We start from the raw sequence: 23932 nt of genomic DNA, 5'->3' as shown, positions 1-23932 counted from the left end.
CGCTCATGCTGTCTTCTTTCCCCAGATCAATTCCGTCACCGAGCTGCCGACCTGCTGTGCCTTGCCCTCGAACTTGGTCACCGGCCGCTCGTGTGTCATGGGCGATTCCCAATCGAGAACGGTCAAACCGGGCTCGGCGTTCCCGGCCTCGGCAATCCACTCAGCGTATTCGGCATGATCGGTGGCCACGTGCAGAACGCCGCCGGGCTTCAGTCGATCCGCGATCATCGCGAACGTCGGTCCCTGCAGCAGCCGACGCTTGTGGTGGCGAACCTTGGGCCACGGGTCCGGAAAGAAGACGCGCACGCCGGTCAACGATTCCGAGGACAGCATGTTCTCCAGCACGTCCATCGCGTCACCGCGCAGCAACCGAACGTTCTCGATGCCTTCTCTTTCGATCTGCTGCAGCGTCTGCGCAAGACCGGGCCGATAGACCTCGACGGCCATGAGGTTGACGTGCGGCTCGGCCGACGCCATTGCCGTGGTGGCAGTGCCCGTACCCGAGCCGATCTCGAGAATTGCCGGACCGCTGCGCCCGAACCAGGCGTCGACGTCGATCTGCTCGTCGGCGACGTCGCGACCGATGCGCGGCCACAGGTTGTCCCACGTGGTCTGTTGAGCTTCGGTCAGAGCCCCACGCCTGGAGCGGAAACTCGTCACGCGCGGGTACAGCCGTGAGCCCCGTTGGTGGGTCTGCGCGGCGTTCTCCTCGGTGTCGACAGAGGTGTCCTGAGGCTCGTTCACCGGACCATTGTCGCGCATCGACGGGGGGTGTGACAGGTGGGTCTCGAGTTGAAGTTGAGACTTGCCGTCCTGTCCCTGATCAGCGGCAGTGCGGGCTGGACGAATTACAACGGTGCAACTCTCGCCGGACGGCCCGAAACCGATCTCGTGTGCCAGAATTGGTGCCGCAGCAGGGGGCTGTGCGCCGCGATCCGAAGTGGGCGGCGGATCGTTCTTGGGGGAATCGATGACGGATGCCGCCGAAGCCTGTGTGAACCGATTGCGTGATCGTGCTGCGACGAGCGATGCACGTGAGGCCGTCGAGACCGCCCTGCACGCTCGCCTGCAGTCGATGATCGTGCGAGTGACCGGCCGAGCCGGCGTCGGGAAATCCCCGATCGTCTCTGTTCTCGATTCGGTGCAACTCGACGCGGACGGCCTCGACGTGCGAATACACGAGGGCAGAACGGACAGCAGTGCGGGCGAGGTGCTCGTCCACGTCGTAGCGGGCGCGGTGTCGCCGGTCGACACTGCATTCCTGAGCTCTCGACCGAGGGGTGCCCTGGACGGAACGGTCGTCGTGCTGACGAAGGCGGAAACATTCGACGATCCCTCGGCAGCAGCCGCGACGGCCTCGGAGCAGCTGGGGCGGACAGTTCTGCCGGTGATGGGATCCACCGCGGCGGGACTGCGGGGTGTTGGCGGCACCGGTGCGACTGTGGACATGGCCGACGTGCGGGCCGTCGCGGCAGCCGATCTGCGCCCGGCCGACATGATGACGGTCGACAGGTTTCGCGCTGCCGACATCGCCGTGTCGCCGCGTCGGCGAGAAGCGCTGATCGAGTGTGTCGAGCTGCGCGGTCTTGCGCTACTCGTCGACGTGGTGCGCGGGCACACCGCGATTTCCGACAGCGACGCGATGCGAGTTCTGGCCGATGCCACCGGTGTCGATGCCATGATCACGGCAGTGGCGACCGCCGTGTCCTCGGCGGCGGCCTCCCGTGACGGCGAGCTGCACACCGCGTTGCAGCAGATCTCCGCCGGGCATCGGCAGGTACGAAGCGCTGTCGAGTCGTATCTTGCCTCGGATGAGGCCGTCGCTGCCGAGATGCGGTGCGCAGCAGTGCGTCTGGGGGTGTCGATCGAGACCGGTTCGGAGCGGGACGTGGTGGAGCAGGTGGCGCTGTGGCAGCAGCGTGCGGCCGCATCCGGCAGCTCCGACGAACGTCGTTCGGCGCTTGCGCTGTGTCGCGGCTACGTGCGGATTCTGCATCGATGACGCCACTGCCGGAAGACATGACCAGCGTTCTACGGCGCTGGAATTCGACTGCGCTCGACGAGATCGAACGAGCGAGGGTCAGTCGACCTGCAGGGGTTCACCTCACCGGCACTGCAGGATCGGGCAAGTCCGCACTGCGCCGTGAGCTGTCCTTACCCGGCGGTGCCGCCGTCGAATTCACGGACTCGATGGCCGATGCCGCTGTCGTAATGATCCTGGTCGACGCGTCGGCTCCGGTCGGTCGCGTGGAGATCGAGCAATGGCGCGCCGCCCTCGAATCCACGCCGGTTGTGTTCGTGGTGAACAAGATCGACGTGCATCGACAGTGGCGTGAGGTCGTCTCCGCCGACAGCGACGTCGTTGCCGAGTGTGTCCCACGGTCGGTGGAGTGCACGGTCCACCCGATCTCGGTTCGGTTGGCGCGGACGGGTCGCGAGAGCGGTGACGCCGGGATGTACGCCGAATCGGGTCTCGGTGCCGTCGAGGACCGGCTCGGCGCGCTTCTGCTGCAGGCCACGGCTCTCGGATCGCGGCGCAAATATGCGGCGGCAGTGCAGGGCTGCGTGTCGGCAGCACGAGCGTCGATCGTGGCGAGGGCCCGCGACGTGACCGGTGGTGTCGACGCGGCTCCGCTCCGTGCGCGGCGAGCCGAACTCGTCGGCGAACGGGACAATTCAGGGGGTGACCGACGGGCGCTGCTGCACAATCGAATTCAACGGGTTCGAGTGGAATCCCTGCACGCTGCCGCCGAGGACCTTCGCGCGCTGGGCGTCGAGGTCAGAAAGACTGTCGACGGAGCCAGGCGCGCAGAACTGAAGCACCTCCCCGCGCATGTCGCCGAGTCCGCGCGCGGTGCACAGCGTCGAGCCGAGTCGGCTCTGACCGCCGGATTGCGGGCCGTGGAAACCGATCTCGGGCTCCCACCGATGCAGGTGGACTCTGGTGCCACGGACGCCCCGATCGAGATCGGCGAGCCGTCCCGGCGTCGGGGGATCGAGGACGCCGTCATGGTCGTGGTCGGCGCATCGGCGGGGGTAGGTCTCGGGCGGCTGGTCGTGTCTCCGATGGCTCTGGTGCCTGCCTGGGCCGTTGCCAACACTGTGGTCACCCTCGTTCTCGGTGGTGTGCTCGCCTGGTGGATCACCCGCTCGCGGGCGCTGGTGGCCGATCGCGCCCATCTTCGCGGCTGGACGCAGGAAAGCCTGGCCCGGGTGAAGTCCGCGGTGGAACAACGGCTGCTCTCGCGGATTCTCGATGCGGAGTCGGCACTCGCGTCCGCCGTTGCGATGGCGGACCGGGACGCGGTGGTCCGCATCGACGTCGCTCTCGCCGAGGTGGACGCCGAGTTGCGTCGGCTCGCCGACCACCGATCGGCGCTGCTGTCTGCATGCGATCGCGATCTCACTGCACTCGATCGGGGGCTCGAGCGATTCCGCGGACCCGACCGCAGTGCGTTCGACCTCCGGGATCCGGTCCAATTTTCTCCCGCTCGTGGGGAACCGTCGGCGCTGCCGGTGCGTCGGAGTCAGTAGGTGCAGTGTCGGGTTCGTCTCGAGATGAGGAGCGTCGATGATCGACGTGGATGGCTTCGCAGCAGGGGGTTTCCTCACGGAAGCAGTGGAACCTGACGATCTCGACGACGCGGATGTGCCCATGGAATCGTCGGGCCTCTTCGACCTCGACGGCGACGGTCACTACGAGACCACCGTACGGCGTACCGATGTCGGTATGACGGTGGCGACCGACGTCGACGGGGACGGTGTGACGGACAAGTTCACCGCCTTCGGACGTGACGGGCGGTACCGATCGTGGGAGATTTTTCGAGAAGCGAACGGTATCGGGCGGGGCGAATTGACCGAATCAGGCGAGCTGTAGCGCCTCGGTCCGGCCACTGCGTTACCGCTGGTGAAAGGCTTCTTGCGCCGATCTTTCCCTATCTGAATCGGTCCTGTGACCAATCGGACAACACCCTGTTTCCGGATTCACGTCGCTCGGCGTTAACCTGAACAGCAGGACACCCGGCGCTCGACCCTCGGCTTGCTGTACCCGTTACGATGGTGTACTGCAGCTCGAACGGTCGAGCAGCGCCCCGCCGAGAGGGGAAAACCGAGAGCTGCTCGCGCATGCTTGCCCACAGTGATCGTGCGAGTACTTCCCGGTTCCGGCTCACCCCAGGAGAGTTAGATGACCTCAGCCACCATTCCCGGTTTGAGCAGCACCGACAGCGTGCCGACTCGACACAAAGAACTGCTTGCCTGGGTTGCTCAGGTAGCCGAACTGACCGAACCGGACTCAGTGGTGTTCGCTGACGGATCCGACGCCGAATGGGAGCGTCTGACGGGCAAGCTCGTCGACGCAGGCACCTTCACGCGTCTCAACGACGAGAAGAAGCCCAACTCGTTCCTCGGCAACTCCGATCCGTCGGACGTCGCCCGTGTCGAATCGCGCACCTACATCTGTTCCAAGGAAGAGATCGACGCCGGTCCGACCAACAACTGGATGGACCCCGCCGAGATGCGGACGCTGATGTCCGATCTCTACCGCGGCTGCATGCGTGGTCGCACCATGTACGTCGTCCCGTTCTGCATGGGCCCGCTCGATGCGGCCGACCCCAAGTTGGGCGTCGAGCTCACCGACTCCGAGTACGTCGTCGTCTCGATGCGCGTGATGACCCGCATGGGCCAGGCTGCACTGGACAAGATCGGCGACGACGGGTTCTACGTCAAGGCGCTGCACTCGCTCGGAGCTCCTCTCGCCGAGGGCCAGGCCGACGTGCCGTGGCCGTGCAACGAAACCAAATACATCACGCACTTCCCCGAGGACCGCGAGATCTGGAGCTACGGATCCGGTTACGGCGGCAACGCTCTGCTGGGCAAGAAGTGCTACTCGCTGCGTATCGCATCGGCGATGGCCCACGACGAGGGCTGGCTCGCCGAGCACATGCTGATCCTCAAGCTGATCTCGCCCGAGGACAAGGCCTACTACATCGCCGCGGCGTTCCCGTCCGCATGTGGCAAGACCAACCTCGCGATGATTCAGCCGACCATTCCGGGCTGGCGAGCCGAGACCATCGGCGACGACATCGCGTGGATGCGCTTCGGTGAGGACGGCCGGCTCTACGCCGTCAACCCGGAGTTCGGCTTCTTCGGTGTCGCGCCCGGCACCAACTGGGACTCGAACCCGAATGCGATGAAGACCATCGATCAGGGCAACTCCGTGTTCACCAACGTCGGCATGACCGACGACGGCGACGTGTGGTGGGAAGGCCTCGAAGGCAAGCCCGAGCACCTCATCGACTGGAAGGGCAACGACTGGACGCCCGAGTCCGGAACCGATGCCGCACATCCGAACTCGCGCTACTGCGTGCCGATGGCCCAGTGCCCGTCGATGGCTCCCGAGTGGGACGACCCGAAGGGCGTGCCGATCTCGGCGATTCTGTTCGGCGGACGTCGTAAGACCACCGTTCCGCTGGTGACCGAGGCCCGCGACTGGCAGCACGGCGTGTTCATGGGAGCCACCGTCGGCTCCGAGCAGACCGCAGCCGCTGAGGGCACCGTCGGCACCGTGCGACGCGATCCGATGGCCATGCTGCCGTTCCTCGGCTACAACGTGGGTGACTACTTCCAGCACTGGATCGACCTCGGCAAGAACGCCGACGAGTCGAAGCTGCCGAAGGTGTTCTACGTCAACTGGTTCCGCCGCGGCGACGACAAGCGCTTCCTGTGGCCCGGATTCGGTGAGAACTCGCGCGTGCTCAAGTGGATCGTCGAGCGCATCGAGCACAAGGCCGCGGGCATCGAGACCCCGATCGGTGTCGTCCCCACCGCCGAGGCACTCGACATCGACGGACTCGACACCACCGTCGACGACGTAGCCGAGGCACTCGCGGTGAACACCGACGAGTGGAAGGCCGAGATTCCGCTGATCCAGGAGTGGTTCGACTTCGTCGGCGAGAAGCTGCCCACCGGAATTCAGGACGAATTCGACGCCCTCAAGCAGCGTTTGGGCGCGTAGTATTCACGACACGGAACGGGGCTCACCGAGGGGTGGGCCCCGTTCTGGCTTTCGAGGCAGGCCGGTCTAGGCAGTGAGTGCAGCCGCGCCGGCCAGAGTTCCGAGGCCACCCAGTGCCGCGGGCACCACCTGTAGGCCGTCGAGAAATGCCAGTCGGGCATGCAATGCGATCGACTCCTGGATCGGATTCCACAGTGGCGGGCCGGCCTGAGCGAACCCGCCGCCGATCACCACCATGCGCACATCGACCAGCGCGACGGCCGATGCGATGGCTTGTCCCAATGCAACTCCGGCTCGCTGCAACGAGGTGATCGCAACCGGCTCTCCGGCGGTGGCGTCGGCTGCAAGTTCGGTTCCGGTGCTGCCGGTCCAGCCCTGCTCACGTGCCCATCGCACGGCTGATGGCCCGCTCGAGACGGTTTCGACGCAGCCGATGCCTCCGCAGGCGCAGGGTGTCGTGGAGCCGGGGACGACGATGTGTCCGATGTGCCCGGCATTGCCGCTGGCACCGGCGACGATCTGCCCGCCCAGCACCAGCCCGCCGCCGATTCCGGTGGACACCACCAGACTCAGCACGTCCGGTACCCCCACAGCGGCACCGAAGCGATGTTCACCCAGAGCGGCTGCGCTGCCGTCCATGGCGAGGCGGATGTCGGCGTCGGGGAAGATCTCGGCGATCTGATCGCGGAGGGCGAAGCCGTTCTTCCACTCGTCGATGTTGATCGGCGCGACCGATCCGGCCGTCAGATCCACCGGTCCGGAGCAGGCGACGCCGATGCGGTCGATGACCTTTCCGTCGGCGGTTTCTCGAAGCAGCCTCGCGCAGGTCACCCACACTTCGGACTCGGGCGTCGGTGCTGTCACGGGGTTCTGCGGCCGTCCGTCGTCGCCGACGAGTGCCGCTGTCATCTTGGTGCCGCCGATGTCGAGTGCGAGTGCCGTCATCGATCCAGGTTATGCGCTGGGCTTCAGGACGAGGACGAGGTTGCTGCCCAGGAATTCGCGCAGGATCGGCACGCGCATCATCCACCAGGCCCACCGAGGGTGATACCGCGGAAATGCCGCCAGCAGTGTTGCGTTGGGAGTGCTTCGCGCCCAACGTAATCCGTCTGCGGCGCTGATGTCGAACAGTGATTCGCCGAAGCGATTCTTCGGTTCGTGGCCGGTGGTGCGGGCGTAGCGGCGGGCTGCGTACTCGCCCCCGAGGTAGTGCCACGGGCGGGTCTCGTGGCCGCCGAACGGACCGAACCAGATGGTGTACGAGAGCACCGTAAGGCCGCCGGGCTTGGTGACCCGGAGCATCTCCTCGGCCATGGTCCACGGCTCGCGTACGTGTTCGGCGACGTTGGACGAGAAACAGATGTCGACGCTCTCGTCGCGAAAGGGCAGTGCCATGCCCGAACCGCGCACCGAACCGGCGATTCGGAGGCCGGCCGCGTGCATCTCGGAGGCGTCGGGCTCGACGGGCAGGTAGCGCGCGCAGCTCGCGCCGAACACCTCGGCGAAGTAGCCGGGGCCACCGCCCACGTCCAACACGGTCGCCTCGGACATATCGGTGCCGGTCAGGCCCCGATACAGGTCGCCGATCAGCTCCACGGAGTCGCGGGCGAGGGCCCCGTAGAAGATGTCGGGAGCGCTCTGTTCGTGGCCGAAGTCCTGCAGCAGCTTCACCGAGCGGCGCAGTGTCGCGCGAGAGGCGAACAGTCGTGTCACGGCGGAAGTCACGAAAACGAACCCTAGCGGTTACTGTGGCAGCGGTAATCGACGGCGGTCGAGACGAGCATGCGGAAATTGGGTGAAGCGGGCTGTGCGTGAGGTTCTGTTGCTGTGCTGGCGCGATACCGGGCACCCGCAGGGCGGCGGCAGCGAGCGTTACCTCGAGCAGGTGGGCGCAGGTCTGGCTCGACGCGGCGTACGCGTCACGTTGAGGACGGCGTCGTACCCCGGAGCTCCCGCCGAGGAGATCGTCGACGGCATCCGTATCAGTCGCGGTGGTGGCCGCCTGTCGGTCTATCCACGCGCACTGGCCGCCATCGCGGCCGGGCGGCTCGGATTCGGTCCGCTCAAGGGCATTGCACCGGATGCCGTGATCGACACCCAGAACGGCATTCCTTTCTTCTCGCGCGCAGCACTCGGCGTTCCGGTGACCCTGCTGGTGCACCACTGCCATCGCGAGCAGTGGCCGGTCGCCGGTCCGATGATGGCCAAGCTCGGCTGGTGGCTCGAATCGACGGTGTCTCCCCGGGTGCACCGTCGCAATCAGTACTTGACGGTGTCGCTGCCGTCCGCGGACGAGCTGATCGCTCTCGGCGTCGATCGCGAGCGGATCGCCGTGGTCCGTAACGGAGCCGACGAGATCCCGCAGTCGGTGCCGGAGGGGGACGGCAGCACCCGCACCGCGCACCCGTCGCTCACCGTGCTGTCAAGATTGGTTCCGCACAAGCAGATCGAGGACGCCCTCGACGTCGTCGCGGCGTTGCGCGGCCGAATCCCCGACATCCACCTCGACGTCATCGGTGGCGGCTGGTGGGAGCAGAACCTCCGCGACTACGTGAGCGAACTGGGCATCGAGCAATACGTCACCTTCCACGGTCACGTCGACGAGGAGCGTAAGCACGAGCTGCTCGGCCGCTCCTGGGTGCACGTGATGCCCTCGCGCAAGGAGGGTTGGGGTCTTGCCGTGGTCGAGGCGGCTCAGCACGGCGTTCCCACGGTCGGCTATCGAAGCTCCAAGGGGCTCACCGATTCCATCATCGACGGCGTCACCGGCATTCTGGTGGGCGGACTTTCGGTCGACGACCGGGACGTCTCCGGCCTCACCCAGGCCGTTTCGGAGCTGCTGCAGGACGCCGAAGCCCGCACTCGCCTGGGCGAGAAAGCTCGTGTGCGCGCGGGGGAATTCTCCTGGGAGCAGTGCGCAGAAGGCGTCTACTCGGTGCTCGACGCGACGACGCGTGGAACCTGGTCGTCAGGGCTGGTGGGTGCGCCGCATTCGGATTCGGCCCAGCAGTCCTACCGCTAGGCCCCCGAGAAGCAGAAGCGCCCACGCAAGGTGGGCCGCGACGACCACTGTTGCAGGACGGCTCTCGACGATCATCGGATTCGGCACGCGGTAGAGCGTGAGCTGCTCGTCCGAGTACACGATGTCGAGGAAATTCAGTGTTCGCTCGGATTCGCCGAGCTCGCCGGGGGTGGTGTTCTCCACCAGCACCCAGCCGACGCCCATACGGGCAACCGTGTCTGCGGATTCACCTGCGAGCACGGAGTTTTGGACGTCGGTCGCGCGTCTTCCCTCACCCCGCACCGTGCCGCCTGCGACGATCAGCTCGCCGGTCTGCAGTACGTCCAGCGGCAGCATGCGCGGTGCGGGATCGAGGACGGGGGCAGTGCCGCTGTAGGGGAAACGGCGGAACATCCCGGCCGGTAGGACCGCGACATCGCCTGCTGCGCCGTCCAATTCGGTTGCGACCGCCTGCCAGGATGCCGGGTACGTCACGGGCCTGAGCGAGTTCCCGACGCCCCAGGCCAGGTCGGGTAGCGCGATCAGCAGGGCCACTATGGCAACGGCGCTGCCGAATCGGGTGCGCTGGACCGCGCTCAGCGCGGTTGGTTGCACCGGATTCGGTCGACGTCGGGGAGAAAATGCAGCGGCGGCGGCCAACGCATAGATCGGCATCGCCAGCGCGACCCACTTCTGGGAGTCGCGGAGCAGGCCGGCACCGGGAACGGTCTCACCCAGTGCGCGGGCCATCGCCAACCCAGGTCCCGTCGCTGCCAGCGCAGGGACGGCGATGGCAAGCAGGGCGACGACACCGAGTCCCACGATCACCGGATTTCCTCGACGCCTGATCAGCGGCCGCACACCGAACGCGACGACGGTCAGCAGCAGCACCGTGCCCATGAGCGCGAAAATGCCTGTCCGAGAACCGGGTACAGCATCGGAATTCCAGATTCCACCGAGACCGGCGAGGCTGCCGAGGGTGCCGAGGCCCGGCTCTGCCCGCGCCGCGAACGCCGCCCATCCCGCCGGATCTGCCTGCTCGACGCCATTGCCGGACACCGCCGTCGCTGCCAGCCACGGTGCCGACGCCACCGCCGCCAGCCCGAGGGCTCCGACCACGCGCAGGCCGCGTCGGGCACCCCCGGGGAGGGCGAGGACGACCAGGGCGATGGTTGCGGCGAGCAGCGCGCCGGTGGGGGTGAGTCCGGCGGCAGCGAGGCAGACGGCGAGCGCGCACCAGGAACGGCCCTGCCTGACCGCGAGTGCAGCGACCACGGTCCACGGCAGGGCGGCGTATCCGACGAGCAGGCTCCAGTGTCCCTGCAGCAGTCGCTCGGCGACGTACGGGTTCCACACGGCCACCGTCGATGCCACGAGCAGCGCGGGCAGTGGGGCTGTCGGCAGCATCGTTCTTGCCATCACCGCTGCGCCCCATCCGGTCAGCCACAGGGCCAGCAGCAGAATGGCCTTGACCACCAGGCCACCGTCGAACACCGTCGACAGTGCTGCGATCGCGGCGTCCTGTGGCACTGCGCGTGCGGCGGCGTCGGCGATTCCCCAGGCGGAGTCGGTGAAGTAGGAACGGGGTGTGCTGACGGCGTCGCGCAGCAGGAGATAGCCGGGGCCGAGCAGCGGTCCGAGAATCACCACCGAGAGGAGCAGGCTGTAGAGCGGGGGCGTCCACCTCGACCTCGACCGCGCCATGTTCGGCACCCTATACCGTGGGCTCATGTCTTTCCGCGCCTCGCCCGAGGCAGACCCCACGGCGGGTGCGTCGGTCGCCGGCATGGGGATGGTGACGGCCGGTTCGATGTTCGCGAATGTGGCGGCGTACCTGCTGCAGGTTCTGGCGAGCCGGATGCTCGGGGTCGAGGGCTACGGCGAATTCGCGAGTTTGCTTGCTGCGCAACTGGTTCTCGCGGTTCCGGCCCTGGCGTTGCAGTCCGTTGTTGCGCGTGAAGTGGTGCGCGGTCGCAGTTCTCGTGAACTGCGAACCGTGGGGTATCGGTGTGCGGCGGTGGTGGGGGTACTCGCTCTGGCGCTGGCCCCCGCACTGTCAGCGGCCATGGACATCTCGATGGCGGCGACCGTATCGGCGGTCGTCGCTGCGCCGGTGCTGGTTCTGCTCGCCGCCGAACAGGGCTTGCTGCAGGGACGTGGGCGCTTCGGAGCTCTGAGCGTCGTGCTGGCCGCCGCCGGTGTCGGCAAGGTGGCCCCGGCCGTGTTGGTGTTGCTGCTCGGCGGTGGCCCCGGTTCGGTTCTGTTGGCCACGGCGGCGGGTATTGGCGTGGTGGCGCTCGGCGCGCGGTGGACGGCCGGGGTGCCGGTGGACTCGGTGTCGGAAACCAAGGTGACCGTTCTGGCCGTGCTGCAGGCGTCGCAGGTGCAGTTGGTGTTGATCGCAATGTCCGCGCTGGATCTGGTGCTGGCGCGCACGCTGCTCAGCTCCAACGAGGCCGGGCTGTACGCCGTCGGGGCCGTTGCGTCCAAGGCAGCGTTCTGGTTGCCGCAGGCCGTCGGCGTTGTGCTGTATCCGCGGATGGCGAACCCGCTGCATTCTGCCTCGGCGGTGCGATCGGCGCTGGCTGTCGTCGCGGGGTTGGGCACGGTCCTGGTGATCGGCGGTGCAGTGGCGTCTCCGCTGTTGCCGTTGGTGGTGGGCGATACGTATTCCGGTGTGCAGAACTATGTCTGGCTGTTCGTGCTGCAGGGCGCGTGCCTGGCCGTGCTGCAGAGCGCGCTGCTGTGGGCCATCGCGGGTGAGCGCACCCATCTTGCCTTCGTCGCCTGGTTCGCCCTCGCCGCGGAGGTGTTGCTTTTGCTGTTCGTGGCGTCGACACTCGCGCAGTTCGTCGTCGTCGCCGCAGTTACCGCCGCGGTGACGATGGTGGTGGTGTGCGGCCTGGTGTTGTGGGGAAACCGCGTGGATCGCCAGGGGGTCTGACGAACCTGTTCACACTTCCTCTTGTCGGCTCGAAATACCTTCGGCCGCGGCGGCGGCGGTGAACCTCTGCACCATCGATCTGGCGTAATCGGTTTCGGGTAAGCCCGTCGACTACGAGACCCGGCCACCGTGACCGCACCGATTCGGGGAGCATTGCTGAGTTGGGTCCCGTCTCCACATAGACGAGTGGCGTGGTTGTGTGCCCTCACGGGCACTCAACCACGCCACTGCGCGTAGCGCACCTACTCCTTGTTGAGGTTCGTCCTCGGAATCTCTTCCGTGCGATCCGTCGTCCAGTCGCGGTTGCTGGACGGTGCGGGTGCTGCTCCGCCTGCGGGGTTCGGTCGCGGCGCGTTGTCGGCCCGTGCCGGCTGACGGTGTCCACCGTTTCCGCCGCGCAGGAGCAGGAACACTCCGGCGATCAGCGAGATGACGCCGAGGATGCCGGCGACGATCGGGACGGTGCGGCCGAAGAGCGAGAGCTGATCCTGGCCGTCCTTGGCCTGCTGGATCTGGTACTCGACCGTGTTCTCGTCGAACGTGATCGGAGCATTGAGGACGTCGACCTCGGGCTGGTCTGCTTCACGTGCGTAGTACTGGTGGATCTGCTCTTCACCCTTGACGACGACGCCGGTCTCGGGCTCGACCCACAGGGTGCGGGAGTTCTCGTACCAGCGAGTCATCGTCACCGGTTCGGCTCCACCCTCGACACCCCAGGTGTCGGCGGGCAGAGTCACCTTGTTGGTGGGCAGGTTGACCACGGTCGACAGGTCGACCGGGCCGACGGTCTGCTGGTACTGGTAGACCGGCGTTCCGTTGAGCTCGGTTGCCTCGACGAAATCGATGTCCTTGGTCGCGCGCGCATTGACGTCGAAGTACGGGTAGCTCTTCTGCTCCGCGTTGAACGGGAACTTGTACTGCAGTCCGGTGTGGGCAACTTCCTCGGCGGGCTTGTCGCCTGCCACCTGAATGGTGCCGATCGGGTTCTCGACGGGCATCGAGGTCTTGCGGTCGATGGTGACGCGGTCGACGCTTGCGGTCAGCAGTCCGGTATCGGCCTGCTTGTCGCTGCGACGCAGAGTCTGGCCGGCCTGCAGGGTCATGATGTCGGCGTCGGAGGGCTCCTCGACGGTGACGAATCGCTGGGAGACGAGCGGAACGTTTTGGTCCACGACGGCGCGACCGGCTGCGAGGGAACTCGCATTCAGCACGCTGCCCTCACCCGTGGAGACGGTGGTGACCTCGAGGTCCAACGGCGTCTTCTCCAGCGCCGACACCGTGTACGTGGGAATGAGGATGGCGGCGACCACCAGGAACGCGCCCAAGCCGATGAGTACGAGGGCAAGTATCCGGCTCGGCCCTGAGCGCTCCGCCATGCTGAATCTCCTTAGTTGACCGCTTCATGGAAGACACCGTGGGCGGAAAACACGTTCGCCCCGACCCGATGCCCGATTTAGTACGACACGTCGCAGGTGACAGTAACAGTCGACAGTGGCACCGGTCTCGTCTGCGCCGGTTCGACACGGCACACTTGAGACCACCATGAGCACCCAGACCCGTTCGGCAAGCGTTGTCCCGCTTCGTGGGTTCGTCCCGTCACTCGAGGGGATGCGTGCCGTCGCGTGCATCGGAATCGTCGTCACCCACGTGGCCTTTCAGACCGGTGGCGCGACGTCGCCGATCCTGGGTCATATCTGGGGAAGGTTCGACCTGACTGTGGCGATCTTCTTTTCGCTGTCGGGATTCCTGCTGTGGCGTCCGCACGCGGCGGCAGCCCGCGGTCATGGGAGTGCCCAGCCGCTCGGCCGCTATTTCCGATCGCGGTTCGCGAGGATTCTGCCCGGTTACTTGGTCGGCGTGACACTGATCCTGATGTTTCTTCCCGATGCCGGCGGTGACTACCGCGTGTGGCTGGCGAACCTGTCGTTCACTCAGGTGTTCGTGCCGTTGACCCTGACCCAGGGCTTGACGCAGATGTGGTCGCTGTCGGTCGAGCTCGCCTTCTATCTTCTGCTGCCGGTGTTCGCGTGGCTGATGGTGCGCCTGCGCGGTGCGGCCGCCGCCCGCCGTATCCCGGTCATTCTGGGTGCTGCGGTGCTGACGCTGTCGTGGGCCTTCGTTCCGGTGTCGACTCCCGACGGCATTCACCACGACAACTGGCTCCCCGGCTACTTCCCGTGGTTCGCGGCTGGAATGCTGCTCGCCGAGATCTCGGTGGGGCCACCGACCTGGGTGCATCGGCTGGCTCGTCGCCGATTCGTCATGTCGTCCATCGCGGTTGCCGCGTTCGCCCTGTCGGCGACTCCTCTGGCGGGTCCGCAGGGCTTGGTGCGTCCGGCGGCCTGGCAGTTCGAGATCAAGATCGTGCTCGGCGCGATACTGGCCTTCGCGATGCTCGCCCCACTGATCCTCGCCGAGGACGGTCGTCGGCATCGCTTCCTCGAGCATCCGGTGATGCTGACGCTGGGCCGCTGGTCGTACGGATTGTTCATCTGGCATCTGGCTGTGCTTGCCGTCGTGTTCCCGGTGTTCGGCATCGTCCCCTTCTCGGGCGGGATGTGGTTCGTGTTGCCGGTGACTCTCGCACTGTCGATTCCGGTGGCAGCGGCGAGCTACGCCCTGGTGGAAGACCCTGCTCGACGACGCCTCGCATCCCGCAAGAAAGCGGTCACGGCTTCCGTATCGCACTGATCGCCAACGCGACGATTCCGATCAGCGCGGCCAGCTGCACCCAGTAGGACCCGCCGACGTACCCGTCGGGAGATCGCCACGGACCCAGCGAGAGCAGCGCTGGAGCCAGCAGCGTGAATCCACCTGCCGTGGAAACCAACACGCGCGACGAGAGCGCGGGACCGTAGCGGCGGTCCAGAAGCATCGCGCCGGCACCGATCACGGCCACCGCGGCAGCACCGGTGATCCCGGCCAGCACGATCGCGGCTGCGAGCAGCGCCGCCACTGCGGCCGGAACGCTCTGCCAGGGCTGCGGCGGCGGACCGACATCCGGCGCAGAACGCGGCCGACGCAGCGCCGCGAAGAACAGCGGGATCAGAAGTAGCAGCCCACCGAAGATGCCGAGTCGGTACCAACGATCGGTGGCGAAATCCAACGAGATCGTGCCCGACGCCCCGGCCGGAACGATCCAGGCCTGCTGCCACCCGTCGACCACTACCGGGGACAGTTCGACGCCACCGGGAGTGGTTGCGCGCCAACCACTGTTGTTGCTTTCCGGGATCACGAGCAAGCGATCCTCCGTCGTGGAGGTGAGCGTCACCTCGCGGTGATCGGGGCTCCAGGCCGTGGTTCTCGCGGCCTGCGGCGCCGAGCTCGTCGGCCACTGCGCCGGAATGGGCATGGTGCGCAATCGAATACCGTCGACGAAGAACGACGCTCCCGGCTGCACCACGATGTCCTGGCGTCCTTCGGGCAACGAGACCGGGTTGACGAAGTTCTCGTCGACCGGGATATCGGCGTCGCACACCGAGGCCTTCATGGGCTCGCCGGAACGAAATCGGTCGGCGGTAGCGGTCACCGACGTGCGCACCGTCTGCCCGGCAATGGAGACGATGGGACCGTTGAAGCAGTCCACGGTGATCACGCGATCGCCGTCGTACGGTGCGCCGATCGGTTCGCCAGCAGACAGCGGCGTCACTTCGGCAAAACCCGGTGGTTGAGACTGGATGAAGCCCAACGAGTTTCGGTCCAGGACGCCGTCCCAGTCGACGATCGACAACACGATCCTGTCGGTCACGTACGGTGCCAGCTCGAGGGTCGTCGAGCCGTCGGTGTCGACGTCGCGCACCATCGGGCCGTTGCCGAGGTTGACGGCGACTCGGGTCGGGTGTGCCGGAAGTTCACCGAGGCTGGGGGTGAGTTCGAGCCCGTCCACCAGTGTGGGAGCCGGTAATTCGATGGTCAGGGTGGGGTTGGTGCCGGCTCGATCGGTGATCGACTTCTCCGGCGCGGTCCACGATGTACGCAGATCACCGTCGGTGGCGGCGAACGCCGAGCCGTGCAGGTCGGCGACGTCCGACGCCCCGCGGGCCAACGGTCGACCCGGTTGTGCCAGAAGCGCTTCGAGCTCGGGAGACTGACGGGTCCGCACCGTCAGGTCGGGAATGACCGCGGTGCCCATCGGCACGCCGATCGTGCGGGAGAAGCGCCCCAGTTCCTCGGGCGACTTGGACAGTCCACTGCTGCACCGGATTCGATCCTCGGTGTCGAGGCACCCCGAGCGGCCCGGGAATTCCTGGCCCAGTTCCCAGGCGTCGACGGCCGCTCCGGCCGGAGTCTCGGGCAGCACCGCGCGGTGCACGATCGGTACCGGCAACGGGTTGTCCCGGTCGGAGTAGTCGTCCACCGAGACCTCGCTGATGCCGAACTGGCTGCCCCGGGTTCCGTCGACCGTCGACTTCGCGGTGATGCGCAGCCACGGAGTCTCGCCGCCCGGCAGCGACACCGTCATCGGCTCACCCGGCTCGTCGACGCGCGCCGCCGTCGACCCGTTCGGGGTGGTGATCTCCACCCACTTCACCGGGTCGCCGATCGTCCCCGGGCTGGTGCGCATGTGCAGCAACCCGCCGCGTACCGGGGTATCGAAGTCCAGTTGAAGCCATTGCCCCACAGCACGTTCGATGCCGTTGCTGATCCAGCCGGTGGCCAGATCGCCGTCCACCGCGGCGGCGACACCGCTGCCGGGGGCGCTGCCGCCGATCTGCGTGGCGTCCGACGCCGAGCTCGACGCCGTCAGAGTTGCGCCCTCCCACTCGGCGTTCACCGTCTTCGCCCCGTACACCGGGTAGTCGGACACCTCGTTGAGCGAACGTCGCGGCTCGTCGGCGGCTCGCAGTGCAGAGTTGTGATTGTCGACCTGGCCGAAGTCGGTCTCGCGATTCATCGGGGTGTCGGTCACCGTCACCGAGTCGACGGGTATGCCGGCGGCAGCCGCGTCCGACGCCAGCAGTGTCGGCCCGGCCGGCACGGGAGTGCGAATCCCGCTGTTCCGCAGTTCGTTCGAGCGCAGAATCGACTCCGGGCCACCCTGGATCACGGGGACGCGGTCGAGGTCGACGGTGTAGGGACCGGACGCGGGAATGTCTGCCGTATCGCCCACCGAATAGATCTCCACAGCTGGATAGGGAGGCCGCAGATCACCGTCGAGAACGACGCCGTCGACCTCACCGGGAGACACGTCCTCACCGAATTCGGCCACCTTCTCGAGTCCCGGCGAACCGTCGAGCACCTGGTGCACCGATGCCGGACGGGTGGATCGGGAGTCCTCGGGATCGAGGTCGTTGCGCACCACGACGTAGCTGATGCCCTGGCCCAGAAGGGTATCGGCCAATCCGGCCGACGGCCGTCCGTCGGCGAAGAGTCGTTGCACGGAGTCCAGTGCGCGGATGGCACCCGGCGGGGTGAGCGGCACGGCGTCGCGCACGGCCCAGGGCGTGGTGGCCAGAGCCTGCAGTGGTTCGTCGCGGGTCAGGCCCCAGGTCTGCAGGGCGAACGGCGCGCCGGGCACGATCAGTGCTCGCTGGGCGTCGGACCCGTCGGGGCTCGACCCCGAGGCATTGTCGGTGAGCCAGTCGGCGGCGTCGTGCCAGTACTGCGGAACGGCCTCGTATGCGCCGCGCGGCGCGAGCTTGCCCGTCCACGCCAACGAGGTGGACAGCGTCAAGGCCACGAGGACCAACGCGGTCACGGCCACCATCGGGTGTTTCTCGGGATGCGCGACGGCCTCGCGCCACTGGGTCCGTGGAGCGGAGCCCGGGAGCGGAACTCGCGCCAACAGGTGAGCCAGGCCCAGCACCAACGGGATTCGAATGACCGGTTCGAGCTTGTGGATGTTGCGCAGCGGTGCGCCTGCGGAATCGAGGAACAGTCGGACAGTGGCCGCGAACGGACCGTCCAGATCGCCGACGAACCCGGCACCGAGACCGACGAGTCCGACGAACAGCATGATCGTCAACCGGCCGCGGGCGGGCATCGAGCGCATGGCCAGGCCCGCGATTCCAGCCGCCGCGATCAAGCCCGTCGCGATGACTGCGGCGGGCTGAGTCACCAGAACGGCTCCGGCCACTCGCTCGGGAGAGACGAACGGCGTCCAACTGCCGGTGCCGCGCAGCACCTCGGTCAGCGACGTCCACTGCGTGGTGGTGCCGGACGATTCGATGTAGTCGAGAAACGGTGGCGATACCTTCCCCAGCAACAGCAGTGGGACGATCCACCACAGCGTCGCGAGTACCAGGAAGCCCGTCCACCAACCAGCGAAGACGAACCAACGCCTGTTCGGCCGATGTGTCAGCATCCAGATCACGGCCACCAGAACGGCGGCGGCGGTGGCGACGGCATTGACCGCGCCCATCAACGCCACTGCCAGCGCAGACTGTGCAGCCGGTCGCCAGAGCGCCTGTTTCACGGACTCGGTGTTCAGACACCGCACTATCGGGATCAGCACCCACGGTGCCAGCATCATCGGCATCGTCTCCGAGGAGATCGACGCGAGCGTGGTGATGACTCGGGGCGAGAGAACGAAGGCCGTCGCTGCGATCAGCCGGGAGCTGCGGCTGCCGATACCGAGGGCTTCGGCGAGCCGGACGATTCCCCAGAAACCGGCGATGAGCAGCAGCGCCCACCAGATTCGTTGCGTGATCCACGGCGGGATCGACAGTAGATCCCCGCCGGCGAAGAACGCACCGTGCGGGAAGAAGTAGCCGTAGGCCTGGTTCTGTACCTGGCCGAGCGGCGCTGCACTGTTCCACTGATGGGAGGCGCGCTCGAGAAATCCGAGGGGATTCTGAGCCAGGTCGTACTTGGTGTCGGCGACGGTGAAGCCGGGGACCTGCAGGAAGGTGAGGAGGAACGCCAGAATCGAGACGCCGAGAAGCCACTTACGGCCGAGCGACTCGGCCGAGATCATCGATTCACGAAAGCGACCAGCGTCAGCGGCTGCCGTACTCAACCTGGTTCAGCAAGGACGAGTCGGCGTTTCCGGAGCGATCGATATCCGGACGAGAGTTGTCGGCTGCGGCTGCGGTGACTCCGAACACGACGCCCGCACCCAACACGGCTCCGACGACGGCGGCAATGACACCCGGGACAGCGAACTTCATCTCGGTTCTCCAGTCAGTCGGCTCAGGAAAGAAGCGGGTGAGGTGGACCCCCACGCGGGCATCACGGTATCACTCGCATCCGCCCATCAGGCCGCTGGACGCGTTACTTGCCGGGGGGAACGATCAGGACGGGTCGATGACTGTGTCGTAGAACGTGCTCGGCCACCGAGCTCTGCAGCAACGCACGTAGTCCGGTGGCACCTCGGGTACCGGTGACGATGATGTCGACGTCCATCTCGTCGGCCTTCTCCACTATCGCGCTCCAGATGGCGGTGGTGCATTCGGTGCACTGTCCTTCCACCTTCAGGCCTGCGGCCTCGGCCAGGGCGACGCCCTCACTGTTGGTCACTTTCGCATCGGTGAGCGCGACATCCTCGGCCTCGTCGTCGGGCACCCACTCGGGCTGCATGACCCCGGAGAGCCCGGACATTCGAGCGGCCTGACGGACCATCGGCTCCCACGCGGTGACGACGATCGCTCGTGAGGTGGTGAGAAACCGTCCGGCATAGTCGATGGCGCGTTTGGCGTTGTCGGAGCCGTCGTAGGCAATCAGGATGAGGTCTGCGGTCATGGTTCGAACTCCTCCTCATGTCGCTTTCGTCCAGATTAGCGCCCCCGGTCTGGATCAATGTGGCTTCCAGTCGCTCGGAGTGCAAGAAAGCCACATCGATCCCAACCGGAGGGGTGGCAGCAACACTCCCCATCTCGGCTACCGTCGAATCATGCGACTTCGGTTTTCTGTTCGGTCCGCTGCGGTGATGACGGTCGGGGTCGGCCTGTTGGTCTCGTGCTCGAGTGAGTCCACGCAGGTCGCGTCGACGCAGGCTGCGGCCTCTGCGTCGACGACCACCCCGATCGACACGACTGTCACGCAACCACTGCCGCCCGTAGACGACTGCGTTGCGTTCGTCGATGGATTGTCGGAGCGCCAGCGATTGGCTCAGCTCCTCACCGTGGGAGTCACCGGCACTGCGGACGCGGTGCAGATCATGTCCACCGAACAGGTCGGCGGCATCTTCGTCGGCAGTTGGACCGATGAGTCGATGCTCGGCAATCGGGAGGTACCGCAGGTGCTCGACGCCTCCGTGGTGGCACCGATGGTCACGATCGACGAGGAGGGCGGGCGGGTCTCGCGGGTCGCGGATCTGCTGGGAGAGGCACCCTCGGCGCGCGTGCTGGCGCAGACGGTGTCGGTGGACGAGGCGTATCAGCAGGCGTTGACGCGCGGTCGGGGTCTGAAGGACCTCGGGGTCACCGTCGACTACGCCCCGGTGGTCGACGTGAGCGCTCAGCCTGCTGATTCCGTCATCGGCGATCGGTCGTTCTCCGACGATCCGCAGGTCGTCATCGATTATGCGGGGGCCTACGCGCGGGGTCTGGAAGACGCGGGCGTCAAGCCTGTCATCAAGCACTTCCCCGGACACGGTTCGGGTTCGGGCGATTCGCACACCGGCGCGGTGACGACTCCTTCGCTCGACGAGTTGAAGGCCAAGGATCTCCTGCCGTTCGCAGCGCTGAACAGCCCCGGAGTCGGCGTCATGGTGGGGCACCTCGACGTGCCGGGGCTGACCGAGCCAGGAGTGCCTGCGAGTATCAGCCCGGCAGCGATGGCGTTGCTGCGCGACGGCGTCGGATACGGTGCCGCGCCGTTCGACGGCCCGATCTTCACCGACGACCTCAGCGGCATGGCGGCGATCACGGCTCGACTCGGGATCGTCGACGCGGTCGAGGCGGCCCTGGTCGCGGGAGCCGACGTGGCGCTGTGGCTCACCACCGATCAGGTGCCCGCCGTGTTGGACAACCTCGAGGATGCGGTGGCGACGGGACGCCTCCCGGCGGGTCAGGTGGACGAGGCCGCAGCGACGGTTGCCCGGTTCAAGGGGGCGTGCGGGGCCTGATTGCGCGGTACTGGACCTTACTGTGGAGTAACGTCTAGTACTTCGTACGTATTGGAGGGTCCATGGCTGGCGGCACCAAGAGACTGCCCCGCGCCGTCCGCGAGCAGCAGATGCTCGACGCGGCGGTGGATGTGTTCTCCGACAACGGGTTTCATGAGACGTCGATGGATTCGATCGCCAAGAAGGCGGCCATCTCCAAACCGATGCTCTACCTGTACTACGGGTCGAAGGACGAGTTGTTCGCCGCGTGCATCCACCGCGAGGGCGTCAAGTTCGTCGAAGCTCTGACACCCGCTGCAGATCCGACCCTGACGCCACGCGAGCAATTGCGCAAGGCGCTGATCGGCTTCCTCGGCTTCGTCGGCGAGAACCGGAAGTCGTGGATGGTGCTCTACCGTCAGGCGATCGGTCAGCAGGCGTTCGCCTCACAGGTGCAGAGCAGTCGTGATCGGCTGATCGAGCTGACGGCCGGGTTGCTCGCGATGAGTACGAGGGATCCGGAGCAGTCGCAGAATTTCGGGCTGATGGCCGTCGCGTTGGTCGGGGCCGGCGAGGCCGTGGCCGACCGAGTGGCAGGCGGCGAAATAGAGGTCGACGCGGCAGCGGACCTGCTGGAGAACCTGGCATGGCGCGGCCTGGCCGGCAAGAAAACCGCCGCCACCTGAGCTGCCGAACTCGAAGTTATGGACGAAAATCCGAGGAAATCCGTCCATAACTTCGAGTTCGAGCCAATCAGCGCAGGGTTCCCGTCAGATGCGGGTAGCCCTTCTTCGGGTTCTTCAGCGACAGGTCCCACCCGGTACCGACGGCATCGGCGTAGGCGTTCACCGTCGCGGGCAGAATGATCGGCTTGCCGAAGCGGATGCTGTACTTCACGGCCTCCGGGATTCGGCCCTCGACGGTCTGCAGGACGGCTGCTGCGCTCCACATGCCGTGCGCGATGGTCTTCGGGAATCCGAATGCCTTTGCGCCGAGCGAGGATACGTGGATCGGGTTGCGGTCTCCGGAGATGGCCGCGTACCGACTGATGATCCGCTGGTCCACGCGCAGGGTGCGGGTCGGGGGCGGTGGCACCTCGTCGGCGGGCGGTGCCTCTCGGGGTCCACCGGACAGTGAGGTCTTCTGCAGGCTCAGGAAGCTGGAGGTCTGCTTCCAGACCAGTTCGCGTCCCACCTTGACCTCACTGATCAGGTCGACCAACAAGCCCTTGCGGTGCTCGCGCAGGTTCTCCGCATGCACTCGTATGTCCAGCGGCTCGGAGGCCGAGATGCCACGGAACTGCTCGATGACGTTCTCGGCGTGCACCGAGCCGATGGCCGCGAACGGAAAGCCCTTGGACACCATCAGTTTCATCACCGTCGGGAAGACGAGGGTGAAGGGGTAGGTCACCGGGAGCTGATCGCCGAATCGCAACCCCGTCGCGCGGCAGTACCCGGCCAGGTTGTCGGGGTCCACTCGCAGACCCTCGAGCTCGTACACGGTGTTGGGCACCGTGGACGACGTGGATCCGAAGAAGGGCAACGCGCCGAGCGCAGCCGACCTGTATATCTCGGAGGTCTTGGGCTGCTCCCGGAGCTGGACGACGCTCATGCGCCGAGCAGGCTCTGGCCGCACACGCGTACGACCTGGCCGGTAACGGCGTTGGATGCGGGAGAAGCGAAGTAGGAGACCAACTCCGCGACGTCGACGGTCTCGCCGCCCTGCAGCAGCGAGCTCATGCGTCGTCCGGCCTCGCGGGTGGCGAACGGGATCGCAGCGGTCATCGCGGTCTCGATGAAGCCGGGAGCGACGGCGTTGATGGTGATGTTCTTCTTCGCCAGCACCGGTGCGGACGCGTGGACCAAGCCGATGACGCCGGCCTTGGACGTGCCGTAGTTGGTCTGGCCGCGGTTGCCTGCGATACCGGCGATGGACGAGACGTCGACGACGCGGCCACCCTCCTTGAGTGCGCCGGATGCGACGAGCTCGTCGGTGATGCGCTGCGGGGCAGCAAGGTTGACGCCGATGACCGAGTTCCAGCGGGCGTCGTCCATGTTGGCGAGGGTCTTGTCGCGGGTGATGCCTGCGTTGTGCACGATGATGTCGGCGCCGCCGTGACGCTCCAGCAGGTGCTTGCTCAGTACCTCTCCGGCGTCGGGCGAGGTGACGTCGAGGGCCAGCGAGGTGCCGCCGACCTTGTTGGCCGTCTGCGAGAGTGCTTCTCCGGCAGCGGGAATGTCGGCTGCGATGACGGTGGCTCCGTCGCGGGCGAGGACCTCGGCGATGGTGGCACCGATACCGCGGGCGGCTCCGGTGACGACGGCGACCTTGCCTGCGAGCGGCTTGTCCCAGGATGCGGGTGCCTGCGAATCGGCGTCACCGACGGCGATGACCTGGCCGTCGACGAATGCGGACTTGGCCGAGAGCAGGAAGCGGAGGGTGGACTCGAGACCGGAGAGGCCGGTCGAGGCGTTGGGGGAGATGTAGACGAGCTGCGCCGTGGCACCGCGCTTGACCTCTTTGCCGACGCTGCGGGTGAAGCCTTCGAGGGCGCGCTGGGCAATGTGCTCGTCGACGCTCGAGGTCTCTTCGGGAGTGGTGCCGATGACGACGACGCGAGCGGACGGTGCCAGGTTGCGGATGACCGGCTGGAAGAACTTGAACAGCTGCTCGAGCTCGGCGACGTTGCCGATGCCGGTGGCGTCGAACACCAGTCCGCCGTGCTTGTCGTCGTGCGGCTGCGACTGCGGGTAGTCCGAGAGCAGCTCACGCAGCGGCTCGATGAGGCGGCCGTTGCCGCCGATCAGAACCGGTCCGGCCAGCGGCGGCTCGCCTGCCTTGTAGCGGCGCAGCTTCTCGGGCTGCGGCAGGCCGGCCTGCTTGGCGATGAAGGCTCCCGGCGCGGACGCGAGGAACGTTGAGTAGAGATCTGGGGCTCCCTTGGAGGCTGCCACTGTCGTACCTTTCATTCAGCGCTGCTCGCTC

19 protein-coding genes are annotated in these 23932 nt (G+C 66.6%); 9 read left to right on the top strand and 10 right to left on the bottom strand.

Going from position 1 to position 23932, the window contains the following annotated elements:
* Positions 1-3 precede the first annotated feature (3 nt).
* Positions 4-762 (bottom strand): tRNA (guanosine(46)-N7)-methyltransferase TrmB, encoded by a 759-nt coding sequence (trmB, locus tag MTX35_RS12230; protein ID WP_243595222.1) that lies wholly within the window; start codon positions 760-762, stop codon positions 4-6.
* A gap of 208 nt (positions 763-970) precedes the next feature.
* Here trmB and MTX35_RS12225 point away from each other — a divergent pair, with 208 nt between their 5' ends.
* The 4 genes from MTX35_RS12225 to MTX35_RS12210 all read left to right on the top strand — a co-directional run bounded on the left by MTX35_RS12225 (position 971) and on the right by MTX35_RS12210 (position 6016).
* Entirely contained in the window at positions 971-2002 is a 1032-nt protein-coding gene (locus tag MTX35_RS12225) for a hypothetical protein (protein ID WP_243595221.1), read from the top strand.
* Positions 1999-3534 (top strand): hypothetical protein, encoded by a 1536-nt coding sequence (locus tag MTX35_RS12220; RefSeq protein ID WP_243595220.1) that lies wholly within the window; start codon positions 1999-2001, stop codon positions 3532-3534. The genes MTX35_RS12225 and MTX35_RS12220 overlap by 4 nt, the downstream gene beginning before the upstream one ends.
* Before the next feature lie 37 nt (positions 3535-3571).
* Positions 3572-3877 (top strand): DUF6802 family protein, encoded by a 306-nt coding sequence (locus MTX35_RS12215; protein ID WP_243595219.1) that lies wholly within the window; start codon positions 3572-3574, stop codon positions 3875-3877.
* Between the two features lie 309 nt (positions 3878-4186).
* Positions 4187-6016, top strand: coding sequence for a phosphoenolpyruvate carboxykinase (GTP) (locus MTX35_RS12210; RefSeq protein WP_243595218.1), 1830 nt, complete (start codon positions 4187-4189; stop codon positions 6014-6016).
* Between the two features lie 66 nt (positions 6017-6082).
* Here MTX35_RS12210 and MTX35_RS12205 read toward each other — a convergent pair whose 3' ends face one another.
* Positions 6083-6961: an ROK family protein gene (locus MTX35_RS12205; RefSeq protein ID WP_243595217.1), complete on the bottom strand. Its 879-nt coding sequence runs from the start codon at positions 6959-6961 to the stop codon at positions 6083-6085.
* A gap of 9 nt (positions 6962-6970) precedes the next feature.
* Positions 6971-7741, bottom strand: a complete 771-nt coding sequence (locus MTX35_RS12200; RefSeq protein WP_243595216.1) for a class I SAM-dependent methyltransferase — start codon at positions 7739-7741, stop codon at positions 6971-6973.
* Between the two features lie 82 nt (positions 7742-7823).
* Here MTX35_RS12200 and MTX35_RS12195 point away from each other — a divergent pair, with 82 nt between their 5' ends.
* The gene (locus tag MTX35_RS12195) at positions 7824-9038 is read left to right on the top strand and encodes a glycosyltransferase family 4 protein (protein WP_243595323.1); all 1215 of its coding nucleotides are present in this window, start codon (positions 7824-7826) and stop codon (positions 9036-9038) included.
* On the opposite strand, the gene MTX35_RS12190 is transcribed toward MTX35_RS12195, so the two are convergent.
* Positions 8985-10721, bottom strand: coding sequence for a hypothetical protein (locus tag MTX35_RS12190; RefSeq protein ID WP_243595215.1), 1737 nt, complete (start codon positions 10719-10721; stop codon positions 8985-8987). The genes MTX35_RS12195 and MTX35_RS12190 overlap by 54 nt on opposite strands.
* 25 nt (positions 10722-10746) lie before the next feature.
* Here MTX35_RS12190 and MTX35_RS12185 point away from each other — a divergent pair, with 25 nt between their 5' ends.
* Complete coding sequence (locus MTX35_RS12185) at positions 10747-11961, top strand: polysaccharide biosynthesis protein (RefSeq protein ID WP_243595214.1); 1215 nt, start codon at positions 10747-10749, stop codon at positions 11959-11961.
* Positions 11962-12203: 242 nt separating this feature from the next.
* Here MTX35_RS12185 and MTX35_RS12180 read toward each other — a convergent pair whose 3' ends face one another.
* Positions 12204-13337 (bottom strand): DUF3068 domain-containing protein, encoded by a 1134-nt coding sequence (locus MTX35_RS12180; protein WP_243595213.1) that lies wholly within the window; start codon positions 13335-13337, stop codon positions 12204-12206.
* Between the two features lie 166 nt (positions 13338-13503).
* Here MTX35_RS12180 and MTX35_RS12175 point away from each other — a divergent pair, with 166 nt between their 5' ends.
* Positions 13504-14652: an acyltransferase gene (locus MTX35_RS12175; RefSeq protein WP_243595212.1), complete on the top strand. Its 1149-nt coding sequence runs from the start codon at positions 13504-13506 to the stop codon at positions 14650-14652.
* On the opposite strand, the gene MTX35_RS12170 is transcribed toward MTX35_RS12175, so the two are convergent.
* The 3 genes from MTX35_RS12170 to MTX35_RS12160 form a co-directional block, all read right to left on the bottom strand.
* Positions 14630-18877 (bottom strand): alpha-(1->3)-arabinofuranosyltransferase, encoded by a 4248-nt coding sequence (locus tag MTX35_RS12170; RefSeq protein ID WP_243595211.1) that lies wholly within the window; start codon positions 18875-18877, stop codon positions 14630-14632. The two genes, MTX35_RS12175 and MTX35_RS12170, sit on opposite strands and share 23 nt — an antisense overlap.
* Positions 18878-18899: 22 nt before the next feature.
* Positions 18900-19070: a DUF2613 domain-containing protein gene (locus MTX35_RS12165; protein WP_082073827.1), complete on the bottom strand. Its 171-nt coding sequence runs from the start codon at positions 19068-19070 to the stop codon at positions 18900-18902.
* A gap of 103 nt (positions 19071-19173) precedes the next feature.
* The gene (locus tag MTX35_RS12160; RefSeq protein WP_243595210.1) at positions 19174-19641 is read right to left on the bottom strand and encodes a universal stress protein; all 468 of its coding nucleotides are present in this window, start codon (positions 19639-19641) and stop codon (positions 19174-19176) included.
* Between the two features lie 151 nt (positions 19642-19792).
* Between MTX35_RS12160 and MTX35_RS12155 the strand changes: the two genes are divergently transcribed.
* Together MTX35_RS12155 and MTX35_RS12150 are read left to right on the top strand one after the other, a co-directional pair.
* Positions 19793-20968, top strand: coding sequence for a glycoside hydrolase family 3 N-terminal domain-containing protein (locus tag MTX35_RS12155; RefSeq protein WP_243595209.1), 1176 nt, complete (start codon positions 19793-19795; stop codon positions 20966-20968).
* Positions 20969-21030: 62 nt separating this feature from the next.
* A complete protein-coding gene (locus tag MTX35_RS12150) occupies positions 21031-21633 on the top strand; it encodes a TetR/AcrR family transcriptional regulator (RefSeq protein ID WP_032377568.1) in 603 nt (200 codons plus the stop codon).
* Positions 21634-21700: 67 nt separating this feature from the next.
* On the opposite strand, the gene MTX35_RS12145 is transcribed toward MTX35_RS12150, so the two are convergent.
* Both MTX35_RS12145 and MTX35_RS12140 read right to left on the bottom strand, forming a co-directional pair.
* Positions 21701-22558 carry a MaoC/PaaZ C-terminal domain-containing protein gene (locus MTX35_RS12145; RefSeq protein WP_243595208.1) on the bottom strand — a complete coding sequence of 286 codons (858 nt, stop codon included), beginning with the start codon at positions 22556-22558 and terminating at the stop codon, positions 21701-21703.
* Positions 22555-23901 (bottom strand): 3-oxoacyl-ACP reductase, encoded by a 1347-nt coding sequence (locus tag MTX35_RS12140; RefSeq protein ID WP_243595207.1) that lies wholly within the window; start codon positions 23899-23901, stop codon positions 22555-22557. Before MTX35_RS12140 ends, MTX35_RS12145 begins: the two co-directional genes overlap by 4 nt.
* Positions 23902-23932 lie beyond the last annotated feature (31 nt).

The sequence above is a fragment of the Rhodococcus sp. ARC_M12 genome (assembly GCF_022810385.1).
GTDB classification, from domain to species: domain Bacteria; phylum Actinomycetota; class Actinomycetes; order Mycobacteriales; family Mycobacteriaceae; genus Rhodococcoides; species Rhodococcoides navarretei.
The sequence above is the reverse complement of the archived record's forward strand: the minus strand, read 5'-3'. Positions and strand labels throughout refer to the sequence as shown.

What these genes read in the sequence shown, in the direction of transcription:
- trmB (WP_243595222.1), bottom strand. Translation starts at nt 762, where the DNA reads ATGCGCGACAATGGTCCGGTGAACGAGCCTCAGGACACCTCTGTCGAC.
- MTX35_RS12160 (WP_243595210.1), bottom strand. Translation starts at nt 19,641, where the DNA reads ATGACCGCAGACCTCATCCTGATTGCCTACGACGGCTCCGACAACGCC.
- MTX35_RS12210 (WP_243595218.1), top strand. Translation starts at nt 4,187, where the DNA reads ATGACCTCAGCCACCATTCCCGGTTTGAGCAGCACCGACAGCGTGCCG.
- MTX35_RS12215 (WP_243595219.1), top strand. Translation starts at nt 3,572, where the DNA reads ATGATCGACGTGGATGGCTTCGCAGCAGGGGGTTTCCTCACGGAAGCA.
- MTX35_RS12205 (WP_243595217.1), bottom strand. Translation starts at nt 6,961, where the DNA reads ATGACGGCACTCGCACTCGACATCGGCGGCACCAAGATGACAGCGGCA.
- MTX35_RS12220 (WP_243595220.1), top strand. Translation starts at nt 1,999, where the DNA reads ATGACGCCACTGCCGGAAGACATGACCAGCGTTCTACGGCGCTGGAAT.
- MTX35_RS12145 (WP_243595208.1), bottom strand. Translation starts at nt 22,558, where the DNA reads ATGAGCGTCGTCCAGCTCCGGGAGCAGCCCAAGACCTCCGAGATATAC.
- MTX35_RS12165 (WP_082073827.1), bottom strand. Translation starts at nt 19,070, where the DNA reads ATGAAGTTCGCTGTCCCGGGTGTCATTGCCGCCGTCGTCGGAGCCGTG.
- MTX35_RS12150 (WP_032377568.1), top strand. Translation starts at nt 21,031, where the DNA reads ATGGCTGGCGGCACCAAGAGACTGCCCCGCGCCGTCCGCGAGCAGCAG.
- MTX35_RS12185 (WP_243595214.1), top strand. Translation starts at nt 10,747, where the DNA reads ATGTCTTTCCGCGCCTCGCCCGAGGCAGACCCCACGGCGGGTGCGTCG.
- MTX35_RS12155 (WP_243595209.1), top strand. Translation starts at nt 19,793, where the DNA reads ATGCGACTTCGGTTTTCTGTTCGGTCCGCTGCGGTGATGACGGTCGGG.
- MTX35_RS12175 (WP_243595212.1), top strand. Translation starts at nt 13,504, where the DNA reads ATGAGCACCCAGACCCGTTCGGCAAGCGTTGTCCCGCTTCGTGGGTTC.
- MTX35_RS12190 (WP_243595215.1), bottom strand. Translation starts at nt 10,721, where the DNA reads ATGGCGCGGTCGAGGTCGAGGTGGACGCCCCCGCTCTACAGCCTGCTC.
- MTX35_RS12170 (WP_243595211.1), bottom strand. Translation starts at nt 18,877, where the DNA reads ATGATCTCGGCCGAGTCGCTCGGCCGTAAGTGGCTTCTCGGCGTCTCG.
- MTX35_RS12180 (WP_243595213.1), bottom strand. Translation starts at nt 13,337, where the DNA reads ATGGCGGAGCGCTCAGGGCCGAGCCGGATACTTGCCCTCGTACTCATC.
- MTX35_RS12225 (WP_243595221.1), top strand. Translation starts at nt 971, where the DNA reads ATGACGGATGCCGCCGAAGCCTGTGTGAACCGATTGCGTGATCGTGCT.